This is a genomic window from Streptomyces subrutilus, from assembly GCF_008704535.1.
In the GTDB taxonomy this organism is placed as follows: Bacteria; Actinomycetota; Actinomycetes; order Streptomycetales; family Streptomycetaceae; genus Streptomyces; species Streptomyces subrutilus.
In genome coordinates this window covers 995,527-1,006,346 of record NZ_CP023701.1, presented here as the reverse complement: position 1 = coordinate 1,006,346, position 10,820 = coordinate 995,527, and the positions used below count along the sequence as shown (strand labels likewise).

At 76.1% G+C, this 10,820-nt stretch carries 8 protein-coding genes; 5 read left to right on the top strand and 3 right to left on the bottom strand.

The features are described from left to right. Positions 1-14: 14 nt before the first annotated feature. The 3 genes from CP968_RS04360 to CP968_RS04350 all read left to right on the top strand — a co-directional run bounded on the left by CP968_RS04360 (position 15) and on the right by CP968_RS04350 (position 6,424). The gene (locus CP968_RS04360; protein ID WP_150516721.1) at positions 15-3,341 is read left to right on the top strand and encodes a non-ribosomal peptide synthetase; all 3,327 of its coding nucleotides are present in this window, start codon (positions 15-17) and stop codon (positions 3,339-3,341) included. A 96-nt stretch (positions 3,342-3,437) separates the two neighbouring features. Beyond that, on the top strand, positions 3,438-4,985 hold the full coding sequence (locus CP968_RS04355; protein WP_150516720.1) for an amino acid adenylation domain-containing protein: 1,548 nt from the start codon (positions 3,438-3,440) through the stop codon (positions 4,983-4,985). A 47-nt stretch (positions 4,986-5,032) separates the two neighbouring features. Next, positions 5,033-6,424 (top strand): MFS transporter, encoded by a 1,392-nt coding sequence (locus tag CP968_RS04350; protein WP_208835975.1) that lies wholly within the window; start codon positions 5,033-5,035, stop codon positions 6,422-6,424. Here CP968_RS04350 and CP968_RS04345 read toward each other — a convergent pair. Next, positions 6,418-6,645, bottom strand: coding sequence for a response regulator transcription factor (locus CP968_RS04345; protein WP_150521710.1), 228 nt, complete (start codon positions 6,643-6,645; stop codon positions 6,418-6,420). The two genes, CP968_RS04350 and CP968_RS04345, sit on opposite strands and share 7 nt — an antisense overlap. 274 nt (positions 6,646-6,919) lie before the next feature. Between CP968_RS04345 and CP968_RS04340 the strand changes: the two genes are divergently transcribed. Continuing rightward, positions 6,920-7,930, top strand: a complete 1,011-nt coding sequence (locus CP968_RS04340; protein ID WP_229886297.1) for a helix-turn-helix transcriptional regulator — start codon at positions 6,920-6,922, stop codon at positions 7,928-7,930. 272 nt (positions 7,931-8,202) lie between these two features. Beyond that, positions 8,203-8,760 (top strand): hypothetical protein, encoded by a 558-nt coding sequence (locus CP968_RS04335; RefSeq protein ID WP_150516718.1) that lies wholly within the window; start codon positions 8,203-8,205, stop codon positions 8,758-8,760. A gap of 151 nt (positions 8,761-8,911) precedes the next feature. Here CP968_RS04335 and CP968_RS04330 read toward each other — a convergent pair whose 3' ends face one another. Both CP968_RS04330 and CP968_RS04325 read right to left on the bottom strand, forming a co-directional pair. Next, the gene (locus tag CP968_RS04330; RefSeq protein WP_150516717.1) at positions 8,912-9,148 is read right to left on the bottom strand and encodes a hypothetical protein; all 237 of its coding nucleotides are present in this window, start codon (positions 9,146-9,148) and stop codon (positions 8,912-8,914) included. Between the two features lie 199 nt (positions 9,149-9,347). After that, positions 9,348-10,781, bottom strand: coding sequence for an MFS transporter (locus CP968_RS04325; protein WP_150516716.1), 1,434 nt, complete (start codon positions 10,779-10,781; stop codon positions 9,348-9,350). Positions 10,782-10,820 lie beyond the last annotated feature (39 nt).

Sequence of the window (10,820 nt, the reverse complement as noted above, 5' to 3'; positions counted from 1 at the left end):
AGGAACACACCACCGTGAACCACCCCACGCCCGCGCCCGCAGCCGAGACCGAGCCGGCACCCGCACCCGCAGCCGCACCCGCACCCGCAGCCGCGCCCGCGCCCGCACCCGCAGCCGCAGCCGCACCCGCACCCGCCGCCCGTTCCCGCGTCGAGGACGTCCTGCCGCTCTCCCCCCTCCAGGACGGCATCCTCTTCCACGCCCTGTTCGACGAGGACGAGCGCGACGTCTACGTGGCCCAACTGCTCCTGGACCTGGCCGGCCCCCTCGACCCGGCCCGGCTGCGCGCCGCCGCCGACACCGTCCTGGAGCGGCACGCCAACCTCCGCGCCGGCTTCCTGCGCCGCGCCACCGGCGAACCCGCCCAGGTCGTCCAGCGCGGCGTGCGCGCCCCCTGGCGGGAACGGGACCTGTCCGGGCTGCCCGAGGCCGACCGCGGCCCCGCCGTCGACGCCCTGCTCGCCGAGGACCGGGCCACCCGCTTCGACCTCGCCCGGCCCCCGCTGCTGCGCTTCACCCTGATCCGCACCGGCCCGCTCGACCACCGCCTGCTGCTGACGTACCACCACATCCTGATGGACGGCTGGTCCTGGCCGGTCCTGGTCCGCGAACTGCTCGCCCTGCACCACGCCGACGGCTCCGCCGCCGGCCTCGGCCCGGTCACGCCCTACGCCTCCTTCCTGGACCGGCTGCACACCCGCGACACGGCCGCCGCCCGCGACGCCTGGACCGGCGCGCTGGAGGGCCTGGCCGGCGGCACCCGCACCGCGCCCGTCTCCCCGCCGCCCGGCTCGGTGCTGCCCGACCGCGTCGAGACGTACCTCCCCGAGGACCTCACCGACCGCCTCACCGCCCTCGCGCGCAGCCACCGGATCACCCCCGGCACCCTGCTCCAGGGCGCGTGGGCGCTCCTGCTCGGCCAGCAGATCCGCTCGGAGGACGTCGTCTTCGGCACCATCGTCAGCGGCCGCGATCCCGAACTGGCGGGCGTCGCCGACATCGTGGGCCTGTGCATCAACACCGTGCCGGTCCGGGTCCGCATCGACCCGGCCGAGCCGCTCGTCGCGCTCTTCGAGCGGCTCCAGGAGGAGCAGGCGCGGCTGATCGACCACCACCACCTCGGCCTCGTCGAGATCCAGCGGCTGGCGGGCGCCGGCGAGCTCTTCGACTCCTGCGTCGCCTTCCAGAACTACCCCGTCGACGCCGCCGGGCTGGCCGCCCTCGGCGCCGGCGGCCTGGAGGTCACCGGCGTCGACCCGCACGACGCCGCCCACTACCCCCTCTCGCTCACCGCCATCCCGGGCACCCGGCTGCGCCTCCAGATCGACTACCGGCCCGACGTCTTCGACCGGGAGTCCACCCGGGCCCTGCTGGACCGGCTGGCCCGGCTCCTGGCGGCCGTCGCGGACGACCCGACCCGTCCGGCCGGCTCCGTGGACCTGCTCTCGGCCGCCGAACGCCACCGGGTCCTGGTCGAGTGGAACGACACCGCACGCGACGAGGAGTACGCGGAGGCCGTCGAACGGGTACGGCGGCAGGCGGAGCGCCGGCCCGGCGCCGTCGCCGCCACCGACGACACCGGCCGGGAGCTGAGCTACGCGGAGCTGACCGCCCGCGCCGACGCCCTCGCCCTGACGCTGCTGGCCGACGGGGTGCGCCCGGGCGACCTGGTCGCCGTGCTCAGCGAGCCCACCGCCCGCGTCCCCGTCGCCTTCCTCGGCATCCTCGCCGCCGGCGCGGCCTACGTCCCGCTCGACCCCGAGGGCCCCGTCACCCGCACCGCCGATCTCCTCGCCACCGGAGGCGCGGCCCGGCTGCTGGCCGCCCCCGAACAGCGCGCCCGCGCCGAGGAGATCGCCGCCGCCGTCCCCGGTGGGCTGCCCGTCCTCGTCCTCGACGACACGGCCGCCGCGCCCGGTCGGCGGCCGGCACCGGCCGGCGGGCGCGACGCGCTCGCCTACGTCTGCTTCACCTCCGGCTCCACCGGCAAGCCCAAGGGCGCCATGGTCCACCGACGCGGCATGAACAACCACCTGCTCGGCAAGGTCGAGGACCTCGGCCTCACCGAGGACGACCGCGTCGTCATGAACGCCCCGCTCACCTTCGACATCTCCGTCTGGCAGATGCTCGCCCCGCTCATCACCGGCGGCCGGGTCCACCTCGTGTCCCGCGACACCGCCCGCGACCCCTCCGCCCTCTTCGCCGACGCCGCCCGCCGGGGCATCACCGTCCTGGAGACCGTGCCGTCGTTCGTACGCGCCGCCGTGGACCTGTGGGACACCGGGGTCCGCCCGCCGGAACTGCCCGCCCTGCGCTGGTTCATCGTCAACGGCGAGGTGCTGCCCCCCGAACTGTGCACCCGCTGGTACGCGCGCCACCCCGGGGCCGCCCTGGTCAACGCCTACGGCCTCACCGAATGCTCCGACGACAACACCCACGCCTTCATCGGCCCCGACGTGCACGCCCAGCTGGAGCACGGTCGGCTGCCCGTGGGCCGCCCGCTGCGCAACAACAGCCTCTACCTCCTCGACGCGGCCCTCGCGCCCGTCCCGCCCGGCGTCCCCGGCGAACTCTTCATCGGCGGCACGGGCGTGGGTCCCGGCTACCTGCGCGACCCCCGCCGCACCAGCGAGCGCTACGTCCCCGACCCGTTCGCCGCCGAACCGGGCAGCCGCATGTACCGCACCGGCGACCTCGCCCGGATGCGGGCCGACGGCCAGCTCGACTTCCTCGGCCGCCAGGACCACCAGGTCAAGATCCGCGGCAACCGCATCGAACTGGGCGAGGTGGAGACCGCGCTGCGCGCCGTGCCCGGCGTCGGCGAGGCCGTCGTCGCCGTCGACCGCGACCACGCCGGCCAGCAGCGGCTCGTCTGCTACTACACCGGCACGCCCACCGCCGACGCGGTGCGCGCGGAGCTCGGCCGGAACCTGCCCAACTACATGGTCCCGTCGCTCTTCCTGCACCTGCCCGCCTTCCCGCTCACCGTCAACGGCAAGCTGGACCGCAAGGCGCTGCCCGACCCGGCCGCCGTCCACCGGCCCGCCGGCCGGCTCCCCGACACCCCCGCCGAGAATGCCGTCTGCGCGATCTTCGCCGCCGTCCTCGGCATCGCGGAGGCGGGCATGGACGACGACTTCTTCGCGCACGGCGGCCACTCCCTGCTGGCCACCCGGCTCACCGGCCGCATCGGCACCGAACTCGGCGCACGCCTCACCATCCGCGACCTGTTCGAGACGCCCACCCCGGCCGGCATCGCCGCCCGCCTGGCCACCGCGGCCGCCACCGTTGCCGCTCCCGCCCGCCCGGCCCTGCGTCCCCGCGCCCGTGACCAGGTCTGACGCGGCGCCGGTCCGCCCGCGCACCGCACCCGCGGGCACGGCGTCCCCGCCCGCCGCCCGCGCCGAGCCCGCCCGCACCTCCCAGGAGACATCGCCATGACCCGCACCGAGACCCCCGTGCCCCGGCGCATCGCGCGCCAGGCCGGCCTCACCCCCGAGGCCACCGCGGTCCGCGGTCCCGAGGGCGAGCTGACGTACCGCCAGTTCGACCGCCGGGCCCGGGCCGTCGCCGCCGAGCTGCGCGCCGCCGGAGCCGGACCCGAGGACACCGTCCTGCTCGGGGTACGGCGCGGAGTGCACTGGGCGGTGGGCCTGCTGGGCATCTGGTACGCCGGCGCGGCCCCGCTGCTGGCCGACCTCGACGCCCCCGACGAACGGCTGCGCACCCTGCTGCGGACGGCCGGCACCCGGCACGCCGTCACCCCCGACGCGCACACGGCCGCGGCCCTGCAGCGCCGCACCGGGCGCGAGCTGTTCTGGGCCTCGACCGGGAGCGCCGACGCGGGCCGCGCGCCGCTGGAGCCGGTCGGCCCGGCGGACACCGCCCCCGGCTCCCTCGCGTACGTGCTCTTCACCTCGGGCTCCACCGGCCTGCCCAAGCCGGTCGCCGTCGGCCACGCGGGCCTCGCCGCGCAGGCCGCCACCCTCGCCGAGCGGTACGGGCTGAGCGCGGCGGACCGGGTCCTGCAGTTCGCCGCCCCCGCCTTCGACGTGTCGCTGGAAGAGGCACTGCCCACCTGGTGCACGGGCGGCGCCGCCGTCTTCGTCACGGACAACGTGGTCTCGCCCGCCGAGCTGGAGCCCTTCCTCGACGCGCACGGCGTCAGCGTCGTCAACCTCCCCACCCCCTACTGGTCGCAGTGGGCCAAGGACGTGGAGCGCGCCCCCCGGCCGCTGCCGGCGGCCCTGCGCCTCGTGGTCATCGGCAGCGACGCCGGCCGCACCGCCGACCTGGTGCGCTGGTCGGCGGCGGGCGGGCCACCGGTGATCAGCTGCTACGGCCTCACCGAGTCCACGATCACCGCCACCGCCTACGAGCCCGGCCCCGCGGAGCTGGCCGGCTTCACGGGGGACGAGGTGATCCCGCTGGGCGAACCGCTGCCCGGCGTACGCGCGTACGTCCTGGACGAGGAGCTGCGCGAGGCGGCCCCCGGCGCGGCCGGCGAGCTGTACCTGGCCGGCGCCTGCCTGGCCCGGGGCTACCACGGCCGGCCCGCGCTGACCTCGGAGCGGTTCGTCGCGGACCCGTTCGCCGCCGGGCCGGGGGAGCGGATGTACCGCACGGGCGACCGCGTCAGGCGCGCCCCCGGCGGGCCGCTGGTCTTCCTCGGCCGCGCCGACGACCAGGTCAAGATCCGCGGCCACCGGGTCGAGCTGAAGGAGGTCGAGGCGGCCGTGGCGGCCCACCCCGACGTGCTCGACGTGGCCGCCCGCGCCGTCACGGCGCCCGACGGGCCGCAGGTGGCCGCGTGGGCGGCCGTCCTGCCCGGCAGCGACCTCACACCTGACGGACTGCGGCGTCATCTTCTGGCCACCGTGCCCGGCTACCTCGTACCGGCCCGTGTGACGCTGGTGGACCGGCTGCCGCGGACCCCCGGCGGCAAGCTCGACCCCCGGGCCCTGACCGCCCTCGCCCCCCGATGAACCAGCAGCCCGCGGACACCGTCCGCGCCCAGCCGAGGAACGCCCCCGTGTCCGTCCCCACCGACGCATCCGCCCCCCAGCCCGCGCCCGGACCCGCCGCGACGGAGCCGGTGCCCGCGACCGATCCCGCGACGGCGACGGCGACCGCGACCGATGCCGCCTCCGCCGGTGCCCCGTCCGGCGAGGGCGGGGACGCACGGGAGCGGCGGCAGCGCCGGGACTTCCGCCTCTTCATGTCCTCGCACATCTGCAACGAGCTCGGCAGCAGCATCACCTACGTCGCCCTGCCGCTGATGGCCGTCCTCACCCTGCAGGCCTCGCCCCTCCAGACCGGCCTGCTGGCCGCCGCGGAACACGCGGCCTTCCTGCTGCTGGGGCTGCCCGCGGGCGCCTGGGTCGACCGGATGCGCCGCCGCCGGGTGATGATGGCCGCCGACCTGGCGCGGACCGTCCTGCTGACCGCCCTGCCCGTCGCCTACCTGCTGGACCTGCACTCCATGCCGCTGCTGTACGCGGTCGCCCTGCTCCTCGGCTGCGCCCGGCTCTTCGGGGACGTGGCCGACCAGAGCTACCTGCCGACCCTCGTCGGCCGCGACACCCTGATCGCCGGCAACTCCAAGCTGGAGACGGTCCGTTCGGGAGCGGAGTTCGCGGGTCCGGGCATCGCAGGCTTCCTCGTGCAACTGCTCGGCGCCGCCGGCACCCTGGCCGGCCAGGCCGTCACCTCGCTGGCCTCCGTGGTGCTGCTCGGCAGCATCCGGGCCCGCGAGGAGAAGCCGGCGCCCGCCGCGCCCCGGCACCTGCTGCGCGACATCCGCGAAGGGCTCGGCTACGTCCTGGGCCACCGCATCCTGCGGCTCATCGCCCTGAACACGGCCGCCGTCAACCTCTTCCTGAGCGCCGTGATGGCCCTGGAGGTCCTCTTCCTCACCCGCACGGTGGGACTGCCGCCCGCGGCCGTCGGCTGGGTCCTCACGACGGCCACCATCGGCTCGGTGCTCGCCGCCACGGCCGCGGACCGGCTGACGCGGGCCGTCGGCTCCGCCCGGCTCACCTGGCTGTCGCTGCTGGTGGCCATGCCGTTCGGGCTGCTGCTGCCGCTGGCCGACGACGACTGGCGCATCGGCCTGTTCGTCCTCGGATCCCTGGTCCAGTCGGCCGGTGTGACCGTCTACAACATCTGCCAGGTCACCTACCGGCAGACGGTCTGCCCGCCGCACCTGCTCGGCCGGATGACCGCCACCATGCGCTTCCTGGTGTGGGGCGTCCTGCCGCTCAGCGGTCTGCTGGCCGGTCTCCTCGGTGAACTGTTCGGCGTACGGAACGCGCTGTGGCTGTGCGCGGCGGCGCTCTCGGCGGCGCCGCTGGTCCTGCTCTGCTCCCCGCTGCGCCGGATGCGCACGTTCGAGGAGGACACCGGGCCGGTGCCGGCTCAGTAGCCGAGCCGGAAGGCGAGGTGGGTGAGCTGGGTGCGGTTGACCGCGCCCGTCTTGCTGCGCAGTCGGCGCAGATAGGTGTCGACGGTGTGCGGGCTCAGGCCCATCCGCCGGGCGATCATCCGGTACGTGTCCCCCTGCGCGAGGTAGGCGAGGACCTCCTGCTCGCGGGGGGTCAGGGCGGGCAGGTCGGCGGCGGGCGCGGTGAGCGTGCTGTCGAGCATGAGGCACTCCGTGGTCCGGGTGGGGTGGGAGGGGAAGACGGTGCGGCGGGGCGGTCGGCCCCCGCCCGGCCGGTGGCGCGGTCCCGCGGAGCGGGATCGCGCCATTTCGGCCGTCCGGGTCCGGAAGAGGCCGGTGAGCCGCCGTCGTTCGTCCGGTCCAGACTTTCGTCCTGCATATCCTGGCGCCAGGGGGCGGGCACCTCACCAAAGTGCCTGGCAGTAAAGCGACCGGGGGCGAAAAGGGCAAAGTGGGCCAATGCTAACTTCTGATGTGGTGTCTGATCCGGACGATGTCGACGTGGACATCGAGGTCTACGGCTGGGTGCTCGAACACCGGACGGTGGACGTGGTCGCCGTCGCCGCCGGTACGGGGCGCGACCCGGACGCGATCCGGCGCAGCGTGGCACGGCTGCGCGCCTCGCGCCTGCTGCACGTCAGTCCGGGGGATCCGTCGGTGGCCTTCGCGGTGGCCCCGGACACGGCCGCCGAGCAGCTCGTCGCGCCGCTGGAGGTGCAGATCCGCGAGCAGCAACGGGCGATCAGCGGCATCCGCGAGGACCTCGGGCGCTTCCTCCCGCACTATCTGGGGCGCCGCTCGGCGGGGGAGTCGCTGGAGGTCCTGGAGAGCCTGGAGGAGGTGCGCGGGGCGCTCAACCGGGCCTCGCTCGCGTGCCGGACCGAGATGCTCAGCTCGCAGCCGGGGGGCGGCAGCCGGGTGCCCGAGGCGATGGAGGAGGCGCTGCGGCGGGACGAGGAGATGCTCAAACGGGGCATCGCCATCCGCACGCTGTACCACCACACCGCCCGGTTCAACGGCCCGAGCCAGGCCTACGTCTCGGCGGCCTCGGCCCTGGGCGCGCAGTACCGCACCGCGCACGAGCTCTTCGGCCGGCTCATCGCCTTCGACCGGGAGCTGGCGTTCATACCGGTGACCGACGGCAGCTGGGGCGCCGTGGTCATCCGCGAACCGTCCACCGTGGCCTACCTGTGCGACATCTTCGACCAGACCTGGGACCTGGCGTCGCCCTTCTCGGCCGCCGCGGGCCAGGGGCTCGAAGAGGTGGCCCGGGAGATCCACGAGACGATCATCCGGCTGCTCGCGGCCGGACTGAAGGACGAGGCCATCGGCCGGCGGCTGGGCATGTCGCTGCGCACGGCCCGCCGCCACATCGCGGACATCATGCAGGAGCTGGGCGCCGGGAGCCGCTTCCAGGCGGGGGTCGCCGCCGCCGCGCGCGGCCTGCTGGACCTGGACGCCGCGGCCGGCCCGGTGGAGCCGGAGTAGGCCGGGCGCCCTTCCGGGCACCCGCCGCCCTCCCGTCCGCACCGGACCGCTGCCCGGCCGGTCCACCGCCGCTGCCCGTACGGTCCCGGGCCCGCGGGGACCGGCGGCCGGGGGCCGTGTCACGCGTTCTCGTGTCTGTCGGCGGCGCCCCGGCGTGCCGCATGCTGCACCGAATGAGAGCTGTGGGGCCGCCGCCGCGAACGTGCCGCAGCCCGGCGCGCCCGGCGCGGCGCGCAGCCGGTCGGCGCAAGCGATGAGGACACCGAATGGACATGCCGGACGAAGGACGCGACCGGGCGGCCCCCCACCTGCGGGAGCTCGCCCTGTTCCTGTCGGTCCACCTGGACCGGGCGCCCGGCGTGCTGTGGCCCGAGTACGACAATCCGGCCTTCCGCGCGGACGGCGACGGCGGCCGTGACGGCGCCGGTGACGGCAGCGCCGGCGGCAGCGGTGCGGGTGGCGAGGGCGGGGTGCGTCCCGCCCAACTGGCCCGGTTCACCGGCGGACTGGCGGCGCTGACCGGCCTGTCCGTGCGGTTGGAGCGGTTGGAGCGGTTGGAGCGGTCCGCCGCGGCCGCGGCCGAAAGCGACCCGGCGGGGCCGGCCGGGACGGGGGAGACCGGGGGCCGCGAGCACCTGCTGATCCACCAGATCGCCGGCGCCGGCACCTGGCGGCTCGCCGGGCCCGGCGAGGACGGGCTGCCCGCGTCCTTCCAGTGCCGGCTGCTGCCGGGCGAGGTGCTGTACGTCCCGGCGCGCTGGTCGCGCCGGGCCGAGTGCACGCCCCGGGCCCGGTACGCCGTCATCACCCTGCGCAGCCGGGCCGTCTGACCGGCGTACGGCCGTGCGCCGCGCGGCGGGCCCGTACGGTGCGCGGTCCCCGCGGTACGTGAAAGGAGGGGGAGGGAGGCCCGTGGTCGCGGGCCTCCCTCCCCCTCCTTCGTGTGTTCCCCCCTCGCCGGTCCGTCGCGGACCGGCGGTGTCAGCCGCCCCAGGAGCTGTCGGTCGGGTCGCTCAGCCGGGTGGTGCCCCCGGTGGCGCCGATGACGACGTGGATGCCGGAGGGGGTCCGGACCGGCTGCGCCGCCGGGTCGGCGGGCGCGCCGTCGCCCTCGGCCGCGACCGTGGTGCTGGTGTCGGCGGCCTGGGCGGCGCCGGCGGCCGGCAGCAGCAGGGCGGCGCCCGCGACGGACAGGGCGATGACGTAACGCTTGAACATGGGTTCCCCCGGGTGCAGGTGGTCTGGTGCGGACGCGCACCGCTTCGTGGGCGGTTCGCGCCGGTTGGTCGGTACAGGTGCAACCTTGCCGTGAGCCGGGACCCCCGAGCCCACGTCGCGGTGTTCATCAAGCTGCCGGGCGCTAAGGTGAGGGGCGGCAAATCGGGACAAGCGTGTTTAGTTCGAGCGTTGTTCGGCTTCAGGGCGCTCCGGCGGGAGCCCCTTCGCGGGCGGTCGAAGGCCCCGGAACCTCGCATTCCTCTCGTTTCCCCGGCGCTTCCCGCTCCGCATCCGCCTCCGGCGCCGCCCGGACGTCCAGCTCCCGCCAGACCGGGAACACCAGCGGGACCAGCGTCACCGCGAGGTACACCGCCCCGGTGCCCAGCAGCGCCGCGACCAGGCCCCAGGCGTCCAGCACCACGCCCGCGCCCAGCATCCCCAGCGGGGTCGCGGCCAGGGCGCACGCGAGGAGCAGCCCGAACACCCGGCCCCGCACGTCCCCGGGCACCCGCTCGTAGGCCACCGACATCATCAGCGGCCCCACGATCCCCGACCCGATCCCGGACAGGGCCAGCACGGCCAGCAGCACCGGCAGCCGGGGCTCGGCGGCCAGCGCCGCGCACCGCACCGCCCCGACGAGCACGAAGGCGCCGACGAACACCGCGCGGCGCGGCATCCGGTGGCCCGCCCACCCGTACAGCGCCGCACCGAGCAGCGCCCCGGTCCCCACGGCCGTCACCATCGCGCCGAACAGGGCGCTGCTGCCGAGCACCCGGGTCCCGTACGCCGGGTAGAGCACCCCGTTCAGGGCGCCGTCCAGGGCATTGGTCAGCAGCAGTACCGCCGTCATCGCCCCCAGCAGCCGGTCGCGCCGCAACCGGCCCAGCCCGACGCGCAGTTGCGCCCCGTACGAGCCCGCCCCACCGCCGTCGGCGGCCGGGAGCGGACGGCGAGCGGCCGCCGGCACGAGGACGGCCACCAGCGCCGCGCACAGCAGCATGGCCGCCATGTCCGCGCACAGCGTGCGCACCGGGCCCACGGTCGCGATGAGCAGGCCCGCCAGCGGCGCACCGGCCATCAGACCGATCCGGCGGGCGCCCTCGACGCAGCCGGTGGCCCGTTCCGCGCTCACCCCGGCGCGGGCCATGGCGTCCGTCAGCAGCAACTGCTTCGAGGTGTCGGCCGGCCCGCGGGCGGCGCCCACCAGGAAGACCAGGGCGATCAGGACGGGCAGCGGCAGGGCGTCCCGGGCGTGCAGCAGCGGGATCAGGCTGATGGCCAGCGCCGTCAGCAGGTCGGCCGCGACGCTCGCGGTGCGGACGGGCAGCCGGTCGACCACCGGGCCCGCGAGCACGGCGGAGCACAGCAGCCCCACCACCTCGGCTGCGGCGACGAGCCCCGTGCTGGTGCCGCTGCCCGTGCTCTGCAGGACGAACCAGGGCACGGCGACCAGGGTCATCGCCATGCCGAGGGAGGAGATCCCGGAGACCGCCACCAGGGCGGCCAGCGGGGTGAGGCGGCGCGCCGGCGCCGGGGCGGCGCCGCGCGCGGTGGTGGACGCGGTGGTGGACGCGGCCGGGTGCGCTGCGTCCGGGGCCGTCGGGGCCGCGGCCGCGGGGTACGAGGTCGTCATGCGGGGTTCCTTGTTCCTTCCGGCACCGGGCCCGCCGCC

Coding starts and splice junctions, on each gene's coding strand:
- CP968_RS04355 (WP_150516720.1), top strand. CDS start 3,438: ATGACCCGCACCGAGACCCCCGTGCCCCGGCGCATCGCGCGCCAGGCC.
- CP968_RS04345 (WP_150521710.1), bottom strand. CDS start 6,645: ATGCTCGACAGCACGCTCACCGCGCCCGCCGCCGACCTGCCCGCCCTG.
- CP968_RS04335 (WP_150516718.1), top strand. CDS start 8,203: ATGCCGGACGAAGGACGCGACCGGGCGGCCCCCCACCTGCGGGAGCTC.
- CP968_RS04330 (WP_150516717.1), bottom strand. CDS start 9,148: ATGTTCAAGCGTTACGTCATCGCCCTGTCCGTCGCGGGCGCCGCCCTG.
- CP968_RS04325 (WP_150516716.1), bottom strand. CDS start 10,781: ATGACGACCTCGTACCCCGCGGCCGCGGCCCCGACGGCCCCGGACGCA.